This window comes from Rhodococcus sp. DMU1, from assembly GCF_012272955.1.
GTDB classification, from domain to species: Bacteria; Actinomycetota; Actinomycetes; order Mycobacteriales; family Mycobacteriaceae; genus Rhodococcus; species Rhodococcus aetherivorans.
Window position 1 is genome coordinate 3,902,633 of sequence record NZ_CP050952.1, and the last position, 22,022, is coordinate 3,924,654.

Annotated in this window: 17 protein-coding genes and 1 pseudogene; 5 read left to right on the plus strand and 13 right to left on the minus strand. The window is 72.3% G+C overall.

The features are described 5' to 3' along the window. The first annotated feature begins 58 nt into the window (after positions 1 to 58). Both HFP48_RS18005 and HFP48_RS18010 read left to right on the plus strand, forming a co-directional pair. Positions 59 to 4,576 carry an ATP-dependent helicase gene (locus HFP48_RS18005; protein WP_168579826.1) on the plus strand — a complete coding sequence of 1,506 codons (4,518 nt, stop codon included), beginning with the start codon at positions 59 to 61 and terminating at the stop codon, positions 4,574 to 4,576. Further along, on the plus strand, positions 4,576 to 5,370 hold the full coding sequence (locus HFP48_RS18010) for an Fpg/Nei family DNA glycosylase (protein WP_168579827.1): 795 nt from the start codon (positions 4,576 to 4,578) through the stop codon (positions 5,368 to 5,370). The genes HFP48_RS18005 and HFP48_RS18010 overlap by 1 nt, the downstream gene beginning before the upstream one ends. Positions 5,371 to 5,453: 83 nt before the next feature. Here the strand turns inward: HFP48_RS18010 and HFP48_RS18015 are convergent, their stop codons facing one another. Further along, positions 5,454 to 5,711, minus strand: coding sequence for a Rho termination factor N-terminal domain-containing protein (locus HFP48_RS18015; protein WP_029544682.1), 258 nt, complete (start codon positions 5,709 to 5,711; stop codon positions 5,454 to 5,456). Between the two features lie 69 nt (positions 5,712 to 5,780). After that, positions 5,781 to 6,332: pseudogene (locus HFP48_RS18020) on the minus strand (TetR/AcrR family transcriptional regulator); the annotation flags it as partial. A 151-nt stretch (positions 6,333 to 6,483) separates the two neighbouring features. Here HFP48_RS18020 and HFP48_RS18025 point away from each other — a divergent pair. After that, positions 6,484 to 7,020, plus strand: a complete 537-nt coding sequence (locus HFP48_RS18025) for a hypothetical protein (RefSeq protein WP_006939619.1) — start codon at positions 6,484 to 6,486, stop codon at positions 7,018 to 7,020. A 108-nt stretch (positions 7,021 to 7,128) separates the two neighbouring features. On the opposite strand, the gene glpD is transcribed toward HFP48_RS18025, so the two are convergent. Continuing rightward, positions 7,129 to 8,862 (minus strand): glycerol-3-phosphate dehydrogenase, encoded by a 1,734-nt coding sequence (glpD, locus tag HFP48_RS18030; RefSeq protein ID WP_006939620.1) that lies wholly within the window; start codon positions 8,860 to 8,862, stop codon positions 7,129 to 7,131. 95 nt (positions 8,863 to 8,957) lie between these two features. On the opposite strand from glpD, the gene glpK reads away from it, so the two are divergent. Further along, complete coding sequence (gene glpK / locus HFP48_RS18035; protein ID WP_006939621.1) at positions 8,958 to 10,472, plus strand: glycerol kinase GlpK; 1,515 nt, start codon at positions 8,958 to 8,960, stop codon at positions 10,470 to 10,472. Between the two features lie 6 nt (positions 10,473 to 10,478). Here the strand turns inward: glpK and HFP48_RS18040 are convergent, their stop codons facing one another. The 4 genes from HFP48_RS18040 to HFP48_RS18055 form a co-directional block, all read right to left on the minus strand. Continuing rightward, positions 10,479 to 11,684: a PLP-dependent aminotransferase family protein gene (locus HFP48_RS18040; RefSeq protein WP_006939622.1), complete on the minus strand. Its 1,206-nt coding sequence runs from the start codon at positions 11,682 to 11,684 to the stop codon at positions 10,479 to 10,481. Positions 11,685 to 11,891: 207 nt separating this feature from the next. Beyond that, complete coding sequence (locus HFP48_RS18045; protein WP_168579828.1) at positions 11,892 to 12,707, minus strand: MerR family transcriptional regulator; 816 nt, start codon at positions 12,705 to 12,707, stop codon at positions 11,892 to 11,894. Further along, on the minus strand, positions 12,704 to 13,123 hold the full coding sequence (locus HFP48_RS18050; RefSeq protein ID WP_168579829.1) for a VOC family protein: 420 nt from the start codon (positions 13,121 to 13,123) through the stop codon (positions 12,704 to 12,706). Before HFP48_RS18050 ends, HFP48_RS18045 begins: the two co-directional genes overlap by 4 nt. Positions 13,124 to 13,184: 61 nt before the next feature. Beyond that, complete coding sequence (locus HFP48_RS18055) at positions 13,185 to 14,585, minus strand: NAD(P)H-quinone dehydrogenase (protein WP_006939626.1); 1,401 nt, start codon at positions 14,583 to 14,585, stop codon at positions 13,185 to 13,187. A gap of 177 nt (positions 14,586 to 14,762) precedes the next feature. Here HFP48_RS18055 and HFP48_RS18060 point away from each other — a divergent pair, with 177 nt between their 5' ends. Continuing rightward, the gene (locus HFP48_RS18060; RefSeq protein WP_006939627.1) at positions 14,763 to 15,233 is read left to right on the plus strand and encodes a gamma-glutamylcyclotransferase; all 471 of its coding nucleotides are present in this window, start codon (positions 14,763 to 14,765) and stop codon (positions 15,231 to 15,233) included. Here HFP48_RS18060 and HFP48_RS18065 read toward each other — a convergent pair. From HFP48_RS18065 to HFP48_RS18090, 6 genes are all read right to left on the minus strand, one after another. Further along, positions 15,230 to 16,276 carry an ABC transporter ATP-binding protein gene (locus HFP48_RS18065; RefSeq protein ID WP_050035483.1) on the minus strand — a complete coding sequence of 349 codons (1,047 nt, stop codon included), beginning with the start codon at positions 16,274 to 16,276 and terminating at the stop codon, positions 15,230 to 15,232. The two genes, HFP48_RS18060 and HFP48_RS18065, sit on opposite strands and share 4 nt — an antisense overlap. Beyond that, positions 16,273 to 17,727 (minus strand): iron ABC transporter permease, encoded by a 1,455-nt coding sequence (locus HFP48_RS18070; RefSeq protein WP_170914114.1) that lies wholly within the window; start codon positions 17,725 to 17,727, stop codon positions 16,273 to 16,275. The genes HFP48_RS18065 and HFP48_RS18070 overlap by 4 nt, the downstream gene beginning before the upstream one ends. 104 nt (positions 17,728 to 17,831) lie before the next feature. Then, positions 17,832 to 18,872, minus strand: a complete 1,041-nt coding sequence (locus HFP48_RS18075; RefSeq protein WP_006939636.1) for an iron ABC transporter substrate-binding protein — start codon at positions 18,870 to 18,872, stop codon at positions 17,832 to 17,834. Positions 18,873 to 18,926: 54 nt separating this feature from the next. Next, complete coding sequence (locus tag HFP48_RS18080; protein WP_006939637.1) at positions 18,927 to 20,081, minus strand: M20 family metallopeptidase; 1,155 nt, start codon at positions 20,079 to 20,081, stop codon at positions 18,927 to 18,929. Continuing rightward, entirely contained in the window at positions 20,078 to 21,238 is a 1,161-nt protein-coding gene (locus tag HFP48_RS18085; protein ID WP_029544691.1) for a M20 family metallopeptidase, read from the minus strand. Before HFP48_RS18085 ends, HFP48_RS18080 begins: the two co-directional genes overlap by 4 nt. 34 nt (positions 21,239 to 21,272) lie before the next feature. Continuing rightward, positions 21,273 to 21,971, minus strand: coding sequence for an enoyl-CoA hydratase/isomerase family protein (locus HFP48_RS18090; protein WP_029544693.1), 699 nt, complete (start codon positions 21,969 to 21,971; stop codon positions 21,273 to 21,275). Positions 21,972 to 22,022: the final 51 nt, after the last annotated feature.

A 22,022-nucleotide genomic window follows, 5' to 3' on the forward strand; every position in this document is an offset into this window, starting at 1 on the left:
ACGAGCGCGGCGTCCGGGAAACCTCCGGCGTGTCGTACCGGCGGTGCACCATGGAACGGTGACCGACGTCCTGACCCGTTTCTCCGAGCCCACCCGGCAGTGGTTCGCGGGCGCGTTCGAGGCCCCGACCGCCGCGCAGCTCGGGGCCTGGGAGTCGATCTCGTCCGGCGCGCACACCCTGGTGGTGGCCCCCACCGGGTCGGGTAAGACACTCTCGGCGTTCCTGTGGTCGCTCGACCGCCTCGCGGCCACACCGACCGAGCACTCCGGCACCCGCGTGCTCTACGTCTCCCCGCTCAAGGCCCTCGCGGTGGACGTGGAACGGAACCTGCGCTCGCCGCTGGTCGGCATCACCCAGACCGCGCGGCGGCTCGGCCTCGAGCCGCCGGAGATCACCGTCGGCGTACGCTCGGGCGACACGTCGGCGGCGGACCGGCGCGTCCTGATCCGCACCCCACCGGACATCCTCATCACCACCCCCGAGTCGCTGTTCCTCATGCTCACCTCCGCGGCGCGCGAGACGCTCGCCGGCGTGGAGACCGTCATCGTCGACGAGGTGCACGCCGTCGCCGGAACGAAACGCGGTGCGCACCTTGCTCTTTCTCTCGAACGGCTCGATCTGCTGCTCGGGCGGCCGGCGCAGCGGATCGGCCTGTCGGCGACGGTGCGCCCGCACGAGGAGGTGGGCCGGTTCCTCGCCGGGACCGCGCCGATCCGCATCGTCGCCCCGCCGTCCGCCAAGACGTGGGATCTCACGGTGCGGGTGCCCGTCGAGGACATGACCGAACTGGGCGTGCAGCCGGAACCCTCGGACGACGGGATGCCGGGGGTTCCGCAGGCCGGGTCGATCTGGCCGCACGTCGAGGAGCAGATCGTCGACCTCATCGTCGCGCACCGTTCCACCATCGTGTTCGCCAACTCCCGCCGCCTCGCCGAGCGGTTGACGGCCCGGCTCAACGAGATCCACGCCGAACGCGAGGGGGAGGCGGTGGACCGCCGGCCCCCGCCCCCGGCGCAGATCGGGGCGCCCACCGAGGTCGCGTTCGGCGCGCAGCCGCTGCTGGCGCGGGCGCACCACGGCTCGGTGAGCAAGGACCAGCGGGCGCTGATCGAGGACGACCTGAAGTCGGGGCGGCTGCGCTGCGTCGTCGCCACCTCGAGCCTCGAACTCGGCATCGACATGGGTGCGGTCGACCTCGTGATCCAGGTGTCGGCACCACCGTCGGTGGCGAGCGGACTGCAGCGCGTCGGGCGGGCGGGCCACCAGGTGGGCGAGGTCTCCCGCGGGGTGCTGTTCCCCAAGCACCGCACCGACCTGGTGCACTGCGCGGTCACGGTCGAACGGATGGTGGGCGGGCACATCGAGGCCCTGCAGGTGCCGGCCAACCCGCTGGACGTGCTCGCCCAGCAGACCGTCGCCGCGGTCGCCCTCGAGCCGCTCGACGTGGACGAGTGGTTCGACACGGTGCGGCGCAGCGGCTCCTTCGCGACGCTGCCCCGCTCGGCGTACGAGTCGACGCTGGACCTGCTGGCCGGGCGGTACCCGTCGGACGAGTTCGCCGAGCTGCGGCCCCGGGTGGTGTGGGATCGCACCGCCGGCACCCTCACCGGCCGGCCGGGCGCGCAGCGGCTGGCCGTCACCTCGGGCGGCACGATCCCCGACCGCGGCCTGTTCACCGTGTACATGGTCGGCGAGAAGGCCACCCGGGTCGGAGAACTCGACGAGGAGATGGTGTACGAGTCCCGGGTGGGCGACGTGTTCGCGCTCGGCGCGACGAGCTGGCGCATCGAGGAGATCACCTTCGACCGGGTGCTGGTCTCCCCCGCCTACGGGCAGCCCGGCAGGCTGCCGTTCTGGCACGGTGACGGAGTCGGCCGCCCGGCCGAACTCGGCGCCGCCCTGGGGGCGTTCGTACGCGAACTGGGGCACGCCGATCCGAAGGACGCCGCCGCCCGGTGCCGTCGCGGCGGCCTCGACGACAACGCGACCGCCAACCTGACACGGCTGCTCGAGGAGCAGCGCAACGCCACCGGCCACCTGCCCACCGACCGGACCCTGGTGGTCGAGCGGTTCCGCGACGAACTCGGCGACTGGCGCCTCGTGCTGCACTCCCCGTACGGGATGCGCGTGCACGCGCCGTGGGCGCTCGCCGTGGGCGCACGGCTGCTCGACCGGTACGGCGTCGAGGCCGCGCCCACGGCCTCGGACGACGGCATCATCGTCCGGCTCCCCGACACCGAGGACGCCCCGCCCGGCGCGGAGGTGTTCGCCTTCGACACCGACGAGATCGAGGACCTGGTCACCGAGCAGGTGGGCGGCTCGGCGCTGTTCGCCTCCCGCTTCCGGGAGTGCGCGGCGCGGGCACTGCTGCTGCCGCGGCGCACGCCCGGCAAGCGGGCGCCGCTGTGGCAGCAGCGGCAGCGCTCGGCGCAGCTGCTCGACGTGGCCCGTCGCTACCCCACCTTCCCGATCCTGCTCGAGACGGTGCGGGAATGCCTGCAGGACGTCTACGACCTGCCCGCCCTGCGGGACCTGCTCGGCCGCGTGGCCCGGCGGCAGGTCCGCATCGTGGAGGTCGAGACGGCCACCGCGTCACCGTTCGCGACCTCACTGCTGTTCGACTACGTCGGCGCGTTCATGTACGAGGGCGACAGCCCCCTGGCAGAACGGCGCGCCGCGGCCCTGTCGCTGGACTCGACACTGCTCGCCGAACTGCTCGGGCGTGTGGAGCTGCGGGAACTGCTCGACGCCGACGTCATTGCCCGGGCCGAACTGGAGCTGCAGCACCTGGCCCCGGACCGCAAGGCCCGCGACGCCGAAGGTGTCGCGGACCTGCTCCGGCTGCTCGGCCCGCTGACCGAGACCGAGATCGCCGAGCGCACCACGGCCGATCCCGCCGCATGGCTCGACGAGCTGGATGCGCAGCGACGGGTGCTGAAGGTGTCCTTCGCCGGCCACGAGCGGTGGTCGGCCATCGAGGACGCCTCGCGTCTCCGGGACGCGCTCGGGGTGCCGTTGCCGATCGGCGTGCCGACGGCGTTCGTCGAGCCGGTGCCCGATCCGCTGGGCGACCTGATCGGCCGGTACGCCCGCACCCACGGCCCGTTCACCGCGGCGGAGGCGGCGGCCCGGTTCGGGCTCGGCACCGCGGTGGTGCAGGACGTGCTGCACCGGCTGGCCGCCGAGAAGCGGGTCAGCGCAGGTGAGTTCCGGCCCGGCACGACGGGCGCCGAGTGGTGCGACACCGAGGTGCTGCGGCGGCTGCGGCGACGGTCGCTCGCGGCGGCACGACACGAGGTGGAGCCGGTCGGCACCGCCACCCTCGGCCGGTTCCTGCCGGCGTGGCAGCACGTGGGCGGCGGCCTGCGCGGGGTGGACGGGGTGGCCGCGGTCGTCGAGCAACTGGCCGGGGTGCCGGTGCCGGCGAGCGCTCTCGAGCCGCTGATCCTCGCGCCGCGGGTGCGGGACTACTCCCCCGCGATGCTCGACGAACTCACCACGACGGGCGAGGTGCTGTGGGCGGGGTCGGGGCAGATCTCCGGCAAGGACGGCTGGGTGTCGCTGCACCTGACCGACACCGCCCCCCTGACCCTCGCGCCGGCGGCCGAGATCGAACAGACCGACGTCCACCGCGGCATCCTGGACACGCTCGCGGGCGGCGGGGCGTTCTTCTTCCGTCAGCTCACCGAGGCCCTCGGCACCACCGACACGGAAACCGCCTCGGCACTGTGGGATCTCGTGTGGGCCGGCCTCGTCTCGGGGGACACACCGGCCGCGCTGCGCGCCCTCGTCGGCGACACCTCCCGCGCGACCCCCGCGCACCGCACGCCCCGACGCGCCCCGCGCGCCCGGATGTACCGCGGCCGTCCGGCGCTGCCGAGCCGGACCGGGCCACCGACGGTCGGTGGGCGGTGGTCGCTGCTGCCCGACCGGGAAACCGATCCGACGGTGCGCGCCCACGCCGCCGCGGACCTGCTGCTCGAGCGCTACGGTGTGGTCACCCGCGGCGCGGTCGTCGCCGAGGGCGTGCCGGGCGGCTTCGCTCTTATGTACAAGGTACTGAGCCGGTTCGAGGAGACGGGGCGGTGCCGCCGCGGCTACTTCGTCGACACGCTCGGCGGTGCGCAGTTCTCCACCCCGGAGGTCGTGGACCGGTTGCGGTCCTACGGCGAGTCGCTCGAGGGCCGCCACACCGGCACACCCGCGGTGACGCTGGCCGCGTGCGACCCGGCGAACCCGTACGGCGCGGCACTGCCTTGGCCGAAGTCGGCAGCGCCCGAGGACTCGCCGCGGCACCGCCCCGGCCGCAAGGCCGGGGGGCTGGTGGTGCTCGTCGACGGCGAGCTGGGTCTGTTCGTCGAACGCGGCGGCCGCACGGTACTGACGTTCACCGAGGACCCGGGGACACTCCGCGGTGCGTGCGCGTCACTGGCCGGGTCGGTCAAGGGCGGGGGCCTCGACACGCTCGTCGTCGAGAAGGTCGACGGCAGTTCCATTCACGGTCACCTGTTCGCGGAATTCCTCGCCGAGGCCGGCTTCTCGGCCACCCCCCGCGGTTTCCGGTTGAGGGCCTGATGCCCGAGGGCGACACCGTCTTCCAGGCGGCCACCCGGCTGCGCCGCGCCCTCGCGGGAAAGCCGTTGACGCGCTGCGACATCCGCGTGCCCCGGTACGCGACGGTCGATCTGACCGGCACCGTGGTCGACGAGGTGCTCGCCCGGGGCAAGCATCTTCTGATCCGCGTCGGTGCGCACACCCTCCACACCCACCTGAAGATGGAGGGGGTGTGGGACGTCCACGCGCCCGGGACCCGCTGGCGCCGTCAGGGATATCACGCCAGGATCGTGCTCGCGGTCGCGGACGCCGAGGCCGTGGGCTTCGACCTCGGGATCGTCGAGGTGCTGGACCACGACCGCGAGGAGGAGGCCGTGGGACACCTGGGACCCGATCTGCTCGGCCCGGACTGGGACCCGGCAGCCGCCGCCGCGAACCTGATGCGCGATCCGGGCCGACCCGTCGGTCTGGCGCTGCTCGATCAACGGGTGATGGCCGGGGTGGGCAACGTGTACAGGTGCGAGCTGTGCTTCCTGCGGGGCGTGCACCCGTCGACACCGGTCGCGGACGCGGGAGATGCGGCCGCCTGGGTCGATCTGGCGCACCGCCTGCTGGTGTTCAACCGGGACCGCGTCAGCCGGATCACCACCGGCGACCGCCGGCCCGGCCGGGGCACATGGGTATACGGACGCGCGGGCAAGCCGTGCCGCCGGTGCGGAACCACGATCCGGACCGGCATGCTGGGGTCGGCGAGCGACCCGGATCGCAAGATCGACTGGTGCCCGCACTGTCAGCCGCGCGACGGGGACGGCTGAGCCGGCGCGTCCCGCCGGCTCGGTCGTCCCGCAGCTCGGTGGTTGCGCAGCTCGGTGGTTGCGCAGCTCGGTGGTTGCGCAGCTCAGTGGTTGCGCAGCGCGTCGATGAGCTCGCCCTTGCGCTTGGACGAGTAGCCCGAGATCCCGAGCTCCTTGGCCCTCTTCTTCAACTCGTCGACGGTCCAGTCCTCGTAGGACCCCGACGTACCGCCCTTGTGGCCGACGGAGGACCGGCCGCGCTTCGCCGCCGCGTTCGAGATCCGGGCGGCCTTCTCCTTGGAGGCGCCGTCGTCGCGCAGTTCCTGATACAGCTTCTCGTCCTTGATCGACGACCTGGGCATGATGCCCCTCCCTTCGTCGAGCGTGCCGTCGTCTCGCGAATACCCCTCCGCCTGCGGCCCTACACTTCCGGCCTGGACGAGCAGGCCCACGCAGTGCCGCACCAACCGCTCCGGCGACACCGCGACGGTGCCGTCCAGATAGCCGATGAACAGGCTCGTCAGCGCCCCGACGAGCCCGACCGCCACCATGTGCCGCTCCTCGCGGTCGGCGATCGCCGTGAGCTGCTGCTGGACGAGCAGCACGAACGTGGGAGCGAGGTCGAGTCCCTGACCACCGAGCGACGGCTCCCGCAGCGGGCCGAGCAGCAGCACCCGGCCCAGGGCCGGGCGGTCGACGATCAGCTCGACGAAGGCCCGGACCGCCGCCTCGGGAAGATCCCCCGGTCGCGGGGCCGTACCGACCGCGGCCTCCAGCGCCGTGCGCACCTGTTCGCCGACGGCGGCATACACGGCGCGCACGAACGCGTCCCGGTCGTCGAAGCTTTCGTAGAAGTACCGTTCCGTCAGTCCGGCCGCCCGGCACACGGCGCGCACGTTGACCGCCGGCCCCTCGGGCGCGCCGAGCAGATCGATGCCCACCGAGAGCAGCGCGTCGCGGCGTGCCCGCCGGCGTTCCGCCATGTCGGTGCCGCCCCAGCGCCGTCGCACCCTCTCCACCACCGCGATCCCGTCGTCGACCACCTGCGTCGTCGGATCCTACGCCGCGGCCCGGACGCAGCGGATGTGCGCGGTCGCAGGCTCCGTGCGACCGCCGTCTGTCACCCTTGTCGGCATGGACTCCGACGCCCACGCGCTCCTGCACGGTCCGTTGTTCTCCCGGCGCACACCTCTGGACCGGGACAACGCCGCCAGCCGTATCAGCGCCTACATCTACGGCAACGTCCTGGTGCTCGCGGCGCTGGTACCGATCATCACCGGCCCGAAGTACGTCGGCATCGCGATCGTGCTCGGTACGGCGCTGTCGACGTTCGTCGCCCACGCATTCGCCGAGGCGGTCGGGCACACCGTGCGCCAGGGGACCCCGCTGACCCGGGCGGAGAAGATCGCCGAACTGCGCAATTCGGTGCCGATCCTGAGTTCGGCGGTCCTGCCGTGCGTGATCCTGGGACTCGGCTGGCTGGGCTGGCTCGAGCCGCGCACGGCCCAGCTGCTCGCCGAGGTCGCCGTGCTGCTGCGGATCGGTGGCATCGTCTTCGTCATCGGCCGGCTCAACGGGGAGCGGCCGGGGCGCACCTCACTGGTGAGTGCCGTCGCACTCACCGCGGTTGCCGCGACCGTGGTGCTCGTCAAGGTCATCCTGACCCACTGACCTTCCCGGCCACTGACCTTCCCGGCCACTGACCTTCCCGGCCACTGACCTTCCCGGCCACCGACCTTCCCGGCCACCGACAGGGCTGGGACGCGCGCCGGTGGCGCCTCAGACGCCCGTCGGGACCGGCTCGAGGATCTCCGCGCGGGCCTCCGGGGCGGCGGCCCGCAGCGCATCGGCGGACTCGTCGTCGGGCCGGCTCTGCGAGCGGATCTCCGCTTCGACCCGGGCCCGGTAGGTCGCAATCTCCTGCTCCACCGTCGCGGCATCCCAGCCGAGGACGGGGGCGACCAGGCGGGCCGTCTGCTCGGCGCAGTGCACGCCGCGGTGCGGGTACTCGATGGAGATGCGGGTGCGGCGGGCGAGGATGTCCTCGAGATGCAGCGCTCCCTCCGCGGCCGCCGCGTACACGACCTCCACCTGCAGGTACTGCGGCGCATCCGTGAGCGGCTCGAGCAGCTCGGGACGGTCGGCCGCCAGTTCCAGCATCTCGTCGATCAGCGACCCGTACCGGTCGAGCAGATGCTTGACCCGGTACGGGTGCAGGCCGTACCGCTCGGCGAGCTGCATCGTCTGGTTCACGAGCGCGAAATAGCCGTCGGCACCCACCAGCGGCACCCGCTCGGTGATGGACGGGGCGATCCGCGCGGGGATGTCCTCGGCCGCCAGGTCGACGGCGTCCTCGGCCATCACGCGGTAGGTGGTGTACTTGCCGCCGGCGATCGCCACGAGGCCGGGTGCGACCCGGGCGACGGCGTGCTCGCGCGACAGCTTCGACGTCTCGTCGCTCTCCCCGGCCAGCAGCGGCCGCAGGCCCGCGTACACGCCGTCGATGTCGTCGTCGGTCAGCGGGACGACCAGGACCCGGTTCACGTGGTCGAGGATGTAGTCGATGTCGGCCTTCGTCGCGGCCGGGTGGGCGAGGTCGAGGTTCCAATCGGTGTCGGTGGTGCCGATGATCCAATGGCTGCCCCACGGGATCACGAACAGCACCGACTTCTCGGTGCGCAGGATGATCGCCGAGTCGCTGACGATCCGGTCGCGCGGCACCACGATGTGCACGCCTTTCGAGGCGCGCACCCGGAACCGGCCGCGCTGCCGGGACAGGGCCTGGATCTCGTCGGTCCACACCCCCGTGGCGTTGATCACCACGTGCCCCTTCACCTCGGTGACCGACCCGTCCTCCGAGTCGCGCACCCGCACGCCGGAGACGCGGTCGGCCTCGCGCAGGAACCCGACCACCTGGGTCGAGGTCCGCACCACGGCGCCGTAGTGCGCGGCCGTGCGGGCCACGGTCATGGTGTGACGGGCGTCGTCGACGACGGTGTCGTAGTACCGGATCCCGCCCACGAGCGAGTCGCGCTTGAGCCCGGGCGCCATGCGCAACGCCGCGGAGCGGGTCAGGTGTTTCTGCGCGGGCACGGACTTGGCGCCGCCCATCCGGTCGTACAGGAAGATGCCCGCGGCAATGTACGGGCGCTCCCACACCCGGTGGGTGAGGGGGAAGAGGAACTTCAACGGCTTGACCAGGTGCGGCGCCAGCGTCGAGAGCGACAGCTCGCGTTCCCGCAGCGCCTCGCGGACGAGCCCGAACTCGAGCTGCTCGAGATACCGCAGCCCACCGTGGAACATCTTCGACGAGCGGCTCGACGTGCCGGAGGCGAAGTCCCGTGCCTCCACGAGGGCGACCTTCAACCCGCGGGTGGCGGCGTCCAGGGCGGCACCGGCGCCGACGACGCCGCCGCCGATGACCACCACGTCGAACTGCTCCGAACCGAGCCGTCGCCACGCGTCACGGCGCTGCTGCGGCCCGAGAATCTGGACGCCTGGTTGGTTGGTCACCGCATCGCTCCCGTGAGTCGCCGACGTTTCCGCACTCAGGCTAGTAGGTTCGTCCGCAGACTGCCGTCCCGAACCATACGCCCGGAGAGGTTGCCGTGACCCGATACATCGCCGCGATCGATCAGGGGACCACGTCGAGCCGCTGCATCATCTTCGACCACGACGGCCGCATCGTGGCCTGGGCCCAGACCGAGCACGAGCAGATCCTCCCCCGCGCCGGCTGGGTGGAACACGATCCGGAAACGCTGTGGCTCAACACCCGCGAAGTCGCCGCCCTGGCCCTGGCGAAGGCGGATCTGACACGCGCCGACATCGCCGCGATCGGCATCACCAACCAGCGCGAGACGACGGTCGTGTGGGAACGCTCCACCGGCCGGCCCGTCCACAACGCGATCGTGTGGCAGGACACCCGCACCGATCGCCTGGTCGAGCAGCTCGCCGGCGACGCGGGCGTGGACCGGTATCGCAAGGCCACGGGCCTGCCGCTGTCGACGTACTTCGCGGGCCCGAAGGTGCGGTGGATCCTCGACAACGTCGAGGGCGCCCGGGAGAAGGCGGAGGCCGGCGAGCTCGCGTTCGGGACGGTGGACAGCTGGATCCTGTGGAACCTCACCGGCGGCACCGGCGCGGGCAACCGGCAGCCGGGAGTGCATCTCACCGACGTCACCAACGCCTCTCGCACGATGCTCATGAATCTCGAGACGCTGCAATGGGATCCGGACATCTGCGCGGACTTCGGGATCCCGATGTCGATGCTGCCGGAGATCCGCAGCTCGTCGGAGATCTACGGGTACGCCCGCGAACGCGGGCCGCTCGCCGGCGTCCCGGTGGCGGGCATCCTCGGCGACCAGCAGGCCGCGACGTTCGGCCAGGCGTGCCTGTCGCCGGGCGAGGCGAAGAACACCTACGGGACCGGGAACTTCCTGCTCCTCAACACCGGGACGACGCCGGTCCGGAGCGAGCACGGGCTGCTGACCACCGTCTGCTACCGCGTCGGCGACGCCCCGGCGGTGTATGCCCTCGAGGGTTCGATCGCGGTCACGGGGTCGCTCGTGCAGTGGATGCGCGACAATCTCGGGCTCATCCGCACGGCCGCGGAGATCGAGGATCTCGCCGCGACCGTCCCCGACAACGGCGGCGCGTACTTCGTGCCGGCGTTCTCCGGCCTGTTCGCGCCGCGGTGGCGCCCCGACGCGCGCGGCGTGATCGCCGGGCTCACCCGCTTCGTCAACCGGGGGCACCTGGCGCGCGCCGCGCTCGAGGCGACCGCCTACCAGACCCGCGAGGTGATCGAGGCGATGCACGCCGACTCCGGCGTCGAGTTGCACACCCTGAAGGTGGACGGCGGGATGGTCGTCAACGAAACCCTGATGCAGTTCCAATCGGACATCCTCGGCGCCCCGGTGGTCCGGCCCGTGGTCGCCGAGACCACCGCGCTCGGCGCGGCCTACGCGGCGGGCCTGGCGGTCGGCTTCTGGGACGGCGAGGACGACATCCGGCGCAACTGGGCGGCCGGCCGCACCTGGGAACCGAAGATGGACGCCGCCGAGCGGGAGCGGCTCTACGCCGAGTGGAACAAGGCGGTCGAGCGGACCTACGGCTGGGCCTGAGCCGCGTTACGCACGGGCCGTCCTGTGCTGCAGGGCGCGCACGGCGCGGCCGAGCCGGCGCGCCGCCTCGGCGAGGTCGGCCTCCCCGGCGGTGGCGAAGCACAGCCGTGCAGTGCGACCGTGGTCCCCGGACACCGCGAAGGCGGTCCCCGGCACGAACGCGACACCGTGCTCGGCCGCGACGGGCAGCAACTCGGCCGTGTCGAGCTCACCGGCGAACCGCACCCAGGTGAACATGCCGCCGCGCACGGCGGAGGAGACGACCGCGTCGCCGAACTCCGCGGCGAGGGCGGTCGACAGCGCCGTGGCCCGGGCGCCGTAGGTGCCCCGGAGCCGGTCGAGATGCCCGGCGTACCAGGGCCCGTCGGCGAGGAGCGCGGCGGCGATCGCCTGGGTCAGGGACGAGCCGCACAGATCGGCGCCCTGTTTCAGCAGCTCCACGGCCGCGCACAGCCGCCGGTCGCCGTGCAGCCAGCCCACCCGTAATGCCGGGGCGAGGGTCTTCGAGGCACTCGAGAGCCGGACGACGCGGTCCGACCAGGACGCGACGGGCGCCGGAGGTGCCTGTCCGAACCACAGCTCGCCGTACGGATCGTCCTCGACGACGCGGAATCCGTACCGGTCGGCGAGGGCCGCGAGGTGCCGGCGCCGAGCCGCGGACAACACGACCCCGCGCGGGTTGTGGAACGTGGCGACGGTGTGCACGAGCACCGGCCGCTCCCCCGCCGCCAGGAGGCGTTCGAGCGCCTCCGTGTCCATGCCGTCGTCGTCGAGCGGTACCGGGACCACGCGGGCCTCGGCGGCGTGGAAGACCTGCAGCGCACCGGTGTACGCGGGCTCCTCGACGATCACCGTGTCACCCGGGTCGAGCAGCACCTGAGCGAGCAGGCTCAGCGCCTGCTGGGAGCCGTGGGTGACGACGACCTCGTCCGGGTGGACGGCGCGTCCGAGCCGCTCGCCCTCCCGCGCGGCGAGCACGGCGCGCAGGTCCCCGCGACCGGAGGTCGCGGCGTACTGGGCGGCAGCCGGGTCACGGAGCACGGTGGCGGCCGCGTCGGCGATCTCCGCGGTGGGCAGCAGCTCGGGCGCGGGGAGCCCGCCGGCGAGGCTGAGGACGTCCGGTCGGGCGGTCAGGGCGAGCAGATCACGGATGGCGGAGCTGCGCAGGCCGCGCAACCTGCGGGCGGTGCGGATACTGCCGTCGACGGACACGGGAACTCCTGGACGGGTTGAGAGAAGACCTCTTTCGTCCCGGGTCCGCGGTCGGCGCGAGGCTGTCGATGACGGACCGGATCCGGTCCTCGCCCCACCGTAGCACCACCTGCCCATAGCGTGGAATGCTGATCCCGCACTATGGAACACTGATCCGGTGGGGCGAAGCCGGCGCGGGAGCCGCGGCGCGCCGGCCTCGGGGAACCCTCATCCCGGAACGTGCTCACCCGGCAGGGGGTGCAGCACCCGCGTACGCATCGCATCGGCAGCGACGTCACGCGGGTCGGTGAGGTAATACTCCCGGAACGGCCCCTCGGCCGCGAGACCGCGCTCGTCGAGCCACCCGAACAGTGCGTGGTAGGCGACCGGCAGCAGCGCGACCGGACCGACGAAGTCCACGCCCGCGAAAGTCCCGCCCGGCAGCGTCGTCGTGGCAGTTTCCGCACGTCCGAGCGGGGACCGCAACTCGAGACCGACGCCGAACTGCACCACGCCGTCGAGGGTGGCCGGGTACTGCCCCACCACCGGCGCGTCGGTGGGCAGCCCGGCGCTCGACGCGTCGGCCAGCAGCGCCGTCACGAGGTTCGTCACATTCGAATCCAGAGATTCGGCGGTCGATTCCCCATTGCGCCACAAGACCGTTCGATCCTCGATCCAGTGCCGGCGCACGGCGAGGCCGCCGGCTTCGGCCTCGGCGAGGGAGGCGACGAGGGCGAGCGCCCGGTGCTTACGGGCGGCCTCGCGCTCGATCCGTTCCCGCTCCGCGGCGAGGACGACCTCGGTGTGTCCGGGGTCCTGCAGGAGGAGACGGATCGCGGGGACGGATACCTCGGCTCTGCGCAATACCGCGATGCGCAGAGCCGAGGCGAGCTGCTCGCGCGAGTAGTACCGGTATCCGGTACGCGGATCGACCCGGCCTGGAGCGAGCAGCCGTTCGCGGTCGTAGTGGCGCAGCGTCCTGACGCTCAGCCGGGACATCCGCGCGAACTCGCCGATGCTCAGCCATCCGTCGGCCGGGCTCACCCGGTCACCACCGCCCCGCTTCCGGCAACCTCCGGCGCGTACGGGATCACCGTGATGACGTCGACGAGCAGGCCGTCGGGATCGACGGTCATGAAGTGCCGCTGCCCGAAGTCCTCGTCGCGCAGTTCCAACGCGACCGGGAGTGCGAGGTCGCCGGCGCGCGCATGCACGGCGTCCACGTCGTCGACCTCCACCGAGATCAGCACGCCGGCGGGAGCGGAGAGGTGGGCTCGGGGAATCGTCTCGTGGCCGCGTGCCACGAGACCGAGCTGCACGGTCTCGTCGGTCGCCGCCTGCAGCTGCGCATACCAGCCGCTGTCGAAAACCACACGCAGACCGAGCAGCCCGGCATAGAAGTCGCGGCTGCGGGCGACGTCGTGAGCGGGGACCACGGGGAAGATGCTGTTCGTTCGCATGCGTCCACCGTCGACCCTCCCCCAGCGAGAGAGTCAAGAACGTCGACGCCGGTCATCCCGCTCAGTCCAGGTGGTCGTCGTGCCGCATCAGCTGGCGCGCCGCCTCGGTGATCGACCCGGTCAGCGACGGGTACACCGAGAAGGTGTGGGCGAGATCGTCGACGCTGAGATTGTTCTGCACCGCGATCGCGATGGGCAGGATCAGCTCCGAGGCGGTGGGGGCGACCACCACGCCACCGATCACGACGCCGGTGGCGGGACGGCAGAAGATCTTCACGAAGCCGCGGCGCAGCCCCGACATCTTCGCACGGGGATTGGTGTGCAGCGGCAGCATCACGGTGCGGGCCGGCACCTCGCCGTTGTCGATCGCGGCCTGGCTGACGCCGACCGTGGCGATCTCGGGCCGCGTGAACACCGCCGAGGCGACGGTCTTGAGCCGGATCGGGCTCACCCCCTCGCCGAGGGCGTGGTACATCGCGATGCGGCCCTGCATCGCGGCCACCGACGCCAGCGGCAGCAGCCCGGTGCAGTCGCCGGCGGCGTAGATACCCGAGACGGACGTGCGCGAGACCCGGTCGACCTGGAGGTAACCGCCCCGGTCGAGTTGCAGGCCGACCTTCTCGAGCCCGAGGTCGGAGGTGTTCGGCACCGAGCCGACCGTCATCAGGGCATGGCTGCCCTCGACGATGCGCCCGTCGGCCAGCTTGACCCGGATCCCGTTCGCGGTGCGCTCGACGGCGTCGGCACGGGCGTGCTTGACCAGGTTCACGCCCCGCTCGGCGAAGGCGTCCTCGAGCACGAGGGCGGCGTCCTCGTCCTCGTGCGGCAGCACCCGGTCGCGGCTCGAGACCAGTGTCACCTGGACACCGACCTCCGTGTAGGCGGAGACGAATTCGGCGCCGGTGACACCGGAACCGACGACCACGAGGTGCTCGGGCAGCGCGTCGAGGTCGTAGAGCTGACGCCAGTTGAGGATGCGGTCGCCGTCCGGCTCCGCGCCGGGCAGCACCCGCGGGCTCGCGCCGGTCGCGATGAGCACGACGTCGGCGTCGAGGATCCGCTCCTCGCCCGTGAAGAGGTTGGCGCGCACCTGGTGCGCCGCCATCCCGACCTGGCTGTCGATGAGCTCGCCGCGGCCGCTGAGCAACTGCACGCCGGCCGCCTCGAGCTTGGTGCGGATGTCCGCGGACTGCGCGCGGGCGAGGCTCTTGACCCGGGCGTTGACCTCGGGCAGCGCCACCCCGGAGCTTTCGAGCTGGACGCCGAGGTCGGCGGCTCGGCGCATGTCGGTGCGGATGCCGGTGGACGCGATGAACGTCTTGGACGGCACGCAGTCGAAGAGCACGCAGGCACCGCCGACCCCGTCCGAATCGATCAGTGACACGGTCGCGCCGTACTGAGCCGCCACCAGCGCCGCCTCGTAGCCCGCAGGGCCGCCGCCGATGATCACGATCCGGGTCATTGTTCTCCTCTGTATCGATTCCGAGATGGTCCTCGGTCCGGGTGTGCGGGCGCCGGGGTTGCCGAACGTCCGCAGACACGCTATGCCACCGGCCCCGTCCTGCGCACGCGGACTCGGCCACGCAGCGGCCAGCGCCCCGTGTCCTGCGCCGGACGGTCAGCCATTAGCCTGTACCCCGTGCCGATCTACGCCGCCTACGGCTCCAACATGCATCCCGAGCAGATGCTGCAGCGCTGCCCGCATTCGCCGATGGCCGGAACCGGCTGGCTCCACGGCTGGCGGCTGACGTTCAGCGGCGGCGACATCGGCTGGGAGGGTGCGCTCGCCACCGTCGTCGAGGATCCCGACTCGAAGGTGTTCGTGGTGCTGTACGACGTACCCGACGAGGACGAACGCAGCCTCGACCGGTGGGAGGGCTCCGAACTCGGCATCCACCGCAAGATCCGGCTGCGCGTGGACACCGACGACGGTCCCGTGCTCGCCTGGCTGTACGTCCTCGACGCGTACGAGGGCGGCCTGCCGTCGGCCCGCTACCTGGGCGTGATGGCCGACGCCGCCGAGATCGCGGGAGCCCCCGCCGACTACGTGCGCGACCTGCGCACCCGCAACAGCCGCAACGTCGGGCCGGGCCGGCCCGACAGCTTCTAGTCCCCGGCCGGCCGGTCCGGGTAGAACGGCACGGGGACGCCGACCCGCAGCGTCACCGGATCCCCGGCCTGCACGTCGTGCGACGCGGCCCGCTGCGCCCGGATCGTCTGCCCGGCGCCGGTCACCCGCACCTCCGTCAGTGCCCCGCCGAAGGCGATGTCGAGCACGGTGAACTTCGACGGCTCGTCGGCCGCGGCGACCTGCACCTGTTCCGGGCGCACGAGCACGTGACCCTTGCCGTGGGCCGGGGCGGCGAGCGGGACCGCACCGATCACCGTGTGCGCGCGGTCGCCGTCCGCATCGGCGTCGAGCACGACCGAATCCCCCACGAATGCGCCCACCTCGAGCGTCGCGGGCCACCGATAGACCTCCTCCGGGGTGCCCACCTGGGCGACACGCCCGCCGAGCATCACCGCGACCGTGTCCGCGATGGCCAGGGCCTCGGCCTGGTCGTGGGTGACCAGCACGGAGGCGACCTCCTGGTCCCGCAGCAGGGCGCGGACCTCGGCGCGCAGACTGGCCCGCAGCCCGGCGTCGAGGGCGCTGAACGGCTCGTCGAGCAGTACGACGGACGGGTTCGGGGCCAGCGCCCGCGCCAGCGCGATGCGCTGCTGCTGGCCGCCGGACAACTGCGACGGCTTGCGCTGACCGGTGCCGGCCAGGCCGACCAGGTCGAGCAGTTCCGCCACGCGGCGGTGCCGGACGGACTTCTGCCGCACCATCGATCGCCACGTCGGCTGCACCAGCCCGTAGCCGACGTTGCGCGCCACGCTCAGATGCGGGAAGAGCGCACCCTCCTGCGGCACCAGCCCCACCCCCCGGCGCTCCGGCGGCAGAGCCGTGAGGTCGCGTCCGTCCGCGACGACGCGCCCCGCGCTCGCCGGGTGCAGACCCGCGACGACGCGCAGCAGCGTGGTCTTGCCCCCGCCCGAGGGCCCGAGTACGGCCAGCAACGCGCCTCGCTCCACCGTCAGCGAGACGTCGCTGACGACCTCGGTCCGCCCGTACCGGGCGCATACGCCCTCGATGGAGAGCCCGCTCATTCCTCACCGCCACTTTCCGCATCGACCCGGCCCCGCAACAGTCGGCCCAGCACCAGCGACGGCAGCGCGGCGATGAGCACCAGGATCGCGGCGTACGGGGCCGCCGAACCGTATTCGAGGGTCTCGGTGTACTTCCACATCCGTGACGCCAGGGTGTCCTCCCCGATCGGCACGAGCAACAACGTCGCGGGCAGTTCCTTCGCGATGGTGAGGAACGCCAGCGCCGCGCCCGCCACGACACCGGGCGCGGCCAGCGGGATCATCACCCGGACGCCGGTCCGCAGCCGTCCGCTGCCGAGGGTCGCGGACGCGTCCTCGAGGCCGAGCGGGATCGAGGCGACGGCCGCGCGGATCGACCCGACGGCGAGCGGCAGGAACAACACCGCGTAGCCGATCACGAGCATCGGGGTGTGCTGGTACCACTGCGGCAGCAGCCGGATACCGAAGAAGACCAGAGCCAGACCCACGGTGATGCCGGGCAGCGCGAACCCGACGTAGGAGGCGCTCTCGGTGAACCGCGCCACCGGCGAGGTCGAACGCGCCGCCAGGGTGCCCACCGGCAGGGCCAGCGCCGTCGTCAGCAACGCCCCCAGGGCCGCCACCCACAGCGTGTACGTCGTCGCCGTCCAGATCCCCGCCCAGTCGATCGCCGCCTGCTGCGAGAACCACAACCAGCGCGCAAGTCCGGCCAGCGGCACGCCGACGCTCACCACCAGCACGACGGCGAGGAACGCCAGGGCTGTCCACCGCTGCCCGCCCAGCGGCACGGCCGCGGCGGCTCGTGGGGCGCCGGAACCGACGCGCGCGGTGGCCCCGCGGCGCACCCGGCGCTCGGAGACCGTCAGCGCGACGGCGAGAACGACGAGCACCAAGCCGAACACCGCGGCCGGGGTGCGGTCGAGCAGCCCCCGGTAGCTGCCGTAGATGGCGAGGGTGAAGGCCTCGTACCGCATCAGCGCGACGGCGCCGAAGTCGCTGAGGGTGTACAGCGCCACCAGCAGGCCGCCGGCCGCCGCGGTCGGCCACACCTGACGCAGGGTCACGGTGAGCGTGGTGCGCAGCCGGGACCGGCCGAGGGTGCGGGCCACCTCCTCGAGTCCCGGATCGACCGAGGCCAGCGCGGCGGACACCGGCAGGTACACGTACGGGAAGCTCGCCGCGGTGAGGACCAGCGCGGCCCCCGCGAAACCCGCGAGGCCGGGGAACTGGGCGATGTAGACGAAGCCGGACACGTACGACGGGATGGCGAGCGGAACACTCAGCGCCAGGGCGAACCACCGCCGGCCGGGCAGGTCGGTGCGTGCCGTGAGCCACGCGGCGGTGACGCCGATCACGAGGCAGGCGACGGTGACGGTGAGCGCGAGAATGCCGCTGCGCCACACCAGATCGAGGGTGCGCTGCCGGAACACCAGCGACCACACGCGGTCGGGGCCGTCTGCGAACGCACGCATGACCAGGTGTGCCACCGGGGCGAGCGCGAACACCGAGACACCCAGCGCAGCCAGCGTGAGAACGGGCCGGCTGCGCCGGGTGGGACGGAGAGCGGCGAGCTGGATCAGATGAATCCCAGCTCCTGCAGCAACGCCTGGGTCTGCTCGAGCGAGGCGAGTTCGGCGAGTTCGATGTCGGAGTTGCCGATCTCCGACAGCGGACGCAGCTGGTCCTTGGTCTCGACGCCCTCGACGACCGGGTACTCGGCCGTCTCGTCGGCGAAGTAGGCCTGGGCCTCGGGCGAGAGCAGCGCGGCGACGAACTGCTCCGCCTGCTCCTTCTGGTCCGTGGTCTTCAGCACGCCGGCCCCGGCGATGTTCACCAGCGCGCCCGGATCACCGGCCTGGAAGTAGTAGACCTGCACGTTCAGGTTCTCGGCACCGCGCTCGTCCGCGAGGCCGTACCAGTAGTAGTGGTTGGTCAGGCCGAGGGTGACCTGGCCGGTGTCCACACCCTCCATCAGCGGGCCGTTGCCCTCGAAGGCCACCGGCTCGTTGGCCTTGAAGGCCTCGAGCCAGGCGCGGGCCCCGTCCTCGCCGCGCGCGACGCGCAGCCCGGTGACGAACGCCTGGAACGACGCGTTGGTCGGGGCGAAGCCGATCTGGCCCTTCCACTTCGGGTCCAGCAGGCCGTCGATGCCGGTGGGCAGATCCTGCGGCTGCACCTTCTCGTCGTTGTAGACGAGCACGCGGGCGCGCGCGGAGGTCGCCACCCAGGTGCCGTCGGCGGCGCGGTAGTCGGCGGGAACCAGCTCGGTCACCGACGCCGGCAGCGTCTCGAGCAGCCCCGCCTGGTCCAGCAGGCCGAGCGCACCGGCGTCCTGGGTGAACACCACGTCGGCCGGCGAGGAGCCGCCCTCCTCGACCAGCTTTCCGGTGATCTCGGGGGTGCTGCCGTAGACGACGTCGACCTCGAAGCCGAGGGTGCCCTCGAGCTGGTCGATCAGCGGCCCGACCAGGTTCTCGCTGCGCCCGGAGTACAGGGTGAGCGCACCGGTGGAACCGCCCTCGGACTCACCCGATCCCGAGTCGCTGCCGCACGCGGCCAACACGGCGGCGACGACCCCGGCCGACAGTACGGCGACAGCTCTGCGTCGAAAATGCATCCGGACCTCCTGGCGTGAGCGACGACTCACAGGCAACGTACAGGTTGTGCAAGCCTAACCTGATCCCAGGACCAGGTTCGTCATCACCCGTACGCCGACGGCCAGGGCCCGCTCGTCGAGATCGAAGTCGGGCTGGTGGATGTCGAGCTTCGGCCCGGTCCCCCGCCACACACCCAGCCGGGCCATCGCCCCCGGAACCTGCTCGAGGTACCAGGAGAAGTCCTCGCCGCCCCCGGACTGCGGGGTGTCCGCCAGCGCGTCCGGGTCGATCGCGCGCACCGCGTCCTCGACCATCCGGGCCGACACCTCGTCGTTGACGACGGGCGGCACACCGCGCCGGTAGTCCAGCTCGTAGCTCAGGCCGGTCGGTGCGAGCAGACCGTGCACGATCTCGCGCACCATCGGCTCGAGCAGCTCCCAGGTCTCGTGGTCGCCGGTGCGGACGGTGCCGGTCAGCATGCCGGTGCGGGGAATCGCATTCGCGGCCTTGCCCGCCGTCACCGCGCCCCACACCATCACCGTGCTCGTGCGCGGGTCGATGCGCCGGCTGAGCATGCCCGGCAGCCCGGTGATCACGGTGCCGAGCCCGTACACCAGATCGCCCGTCAGGTGCGGGCGGGAGGTGTGCCCGCCCGGCGAGTCGAGGACCAACTCGACCGTGTCGGCGGCCGAGGTGATCGCCCCGACCCGCACCCCGACCCGGCCCGCCTCGAGCCGCGGATCGCAGTGCAACGCGAAGATCCGGGCCACCCCCTCGAGCGCGCCCGCGGCGACCACGTCGAGCGCGCCGCCCGGCATCACCTCTTCGGCCGGCTGGAAGATCAGCCGCACACCCACCGGCAGCTCGGGCACCGAGTGCAGCGCCAGCGCCGTGCCGAGCAGGACGGTGGTGTGTGCGTCGTGCCCGCAGGCGTGTGTCACGCCCGGCACGGTGGAGGCGAACGGCAGGCCCGTCAGCTCCTGCATGGGCAACGCGTCCATGTCGGCACGCAGGGCGATCCGCGGACCCTCGGGGCCGAGATCGCAGATCAGGCCCGTGCCGCGCGGCAGCACCTTCGGTTCGAGCCCGGCGGCGGCGAGCGTGCTCCCGACGAACTCGGTGGTGGCGTACTCCTGACGGGCCAGTTCGGGATTGGCGTGGATGTGCCGACGCCACGCCGACAGGTCGTCGGTGTGCTCGCCCAGCCACTTCTCGATGTACGGGTTCATCGGCGCACCACGTTCTCGAGCAGCCGTGCACGCTGCGTGGGATCGGTCGCCGCCCGGGCCGCCGTCGCGGCGAGCGCGCGGGCGCCGTCGAGGACGGCGAGGTCCGCCGAGGCGGTGACGCACGCGGCGGCGAACGCCGCCTGGTGGGTCACCGCCCCACCCGAGTCGAGACCGATCACCGGGTGGATACCCGGCACCACGTTCGTCACGTTTCCCATGTCCGTGCTGCCCAGCGGGCGCGATCCTTCCTCCTCGACGGGCAGCGGCGTGCGCCCGAGACCGATGATCTCCTCACGATAAGCCCGGACCAGCCACGGGTCGGGAGTCAGTTCGGTATAGGTCGGCGACACGGTGCGGATCTCGTGCGTGCAGCCGGCGGCGAGAGCCCCGGCGGCGAAGCAGTTCCCGGCGCGCTCGGACAGGTCGGCGAGGGAGTCCGCGGTCGTCGCCCGCAGGTAGTACAGCAGTTCGGTGTGCGCGGGCACGATGTTCGGGGCGGTGCCGCCGTCGCTGACGATGCCGTGGATCTGCTGGCCGGGCAGCAGATGCTGACGCAGCAGGCCGACGGCGACCTGCGCGACGGTCGCGGCGTCGGCGGCGTTGCGGCCGTATTCGGGGGCGGCGGAGGCGTGCGCCTCGCGACCGGTGTAGGTGACGGCGATGTCGGCGAGGGCCAGCGACGTCGCCCCGGTGATGTCGAACGGGCCCGGGTGCACCATCAGGGCCATGCCGACGTCGGCGAACACGCCGCGCTCGAGCATGAGCACCTTGCCGCCGCCGGTCTCCTCGGCGGGCGTGCCGATGACGCGGACGGTGATGCCGAGGGCGTCGGCGACCGCGGCGAGACCCAGGCCCGCGCCGGCGGCGGCGGCGGCGATGATGTTGTGCCCGCACGCGTGCCCGATGCCGGGCAGGGCGTCGTATTCGGCGCAGATGCCGACGACGAGTTCCCCGCTGCCGAACCGGGCGTCGAACGCGGTGGGCAGATCGGCGATCCCGGTGCGGACCTCGAATCCGCCGCCGCGCAGCAGTTCGACGATCTTCGCGGCGCTGCGGTGTTCGTCGAAGGCCAGCTCCGGCTCGGCGTGGATCGAATGCGACAGGGCGATCAGGCCGTCCGACGCAGCCTCGATCGCCCTGTCCGCATCGCTCGTCACCCGCTCAGTCTGGCACGGGCGGAACGAGGGCACCTCACCCGAGGCGGAAGTTCGACTCGTCCGTCTTCGTCTCGAGCGCCGCGATCAGCGGCGCGTGCAGACCGCGCTTGATGCCCGCCAGGTTGGCGCCCCGGGTGCCGGTCAGGGCGGCGGCCCGCTCGACGGCGGCGGCCAGCACGGTGTCGCCGTCGACGGCGCGATCGACGATGCCCGCCGCGAGGGCGTCACCACCGCCGAACCGGCGGCCGGTCGTGGTCGCCTCGACCGCGGCCTGGATCGGCAGCCGCTCGCGCAGCAGTGCGGACATCCCCACGGTGAACGGCATGTTCAGCGACACCTCGGGCAGGCACCAGAAGCCGCGATCGGCCCGCATCACGCGGAAGTCGTGGGTCAGCGCGAGCATCGCACCGGCACCGAACGCATGACCCTGCACCGCCGCGACGGTGGCCGCGGGGAAGGTGAGGATCCGCGCGTACAACTCGTGGACGGAATCGAGGTAACCCGGCAGCCCGGGGAGGTTCCCGAAGATCCAGTCGGTGTCGAGGCCGTTGCTCCAGAACTTCCCGGTGGCCGCGGTGACGAGCGCCGCGGGGCCGTCGTGCGCGACGACCTCGTCGAGCAGCGCGTGGACGGCGGAGAGCCAGTCGGGGTGGAAGCGGTTCTCGGTGTCGCCGCCGGAGCGGTCGCCGAGGTGGAGGACGAAGACGTCGCCGTCGCGTTCGAGGTATGGCATGCGGAGAGGATAGCGCCAGAACCTACCGGTGAGTAACAACACGGTTGGCGC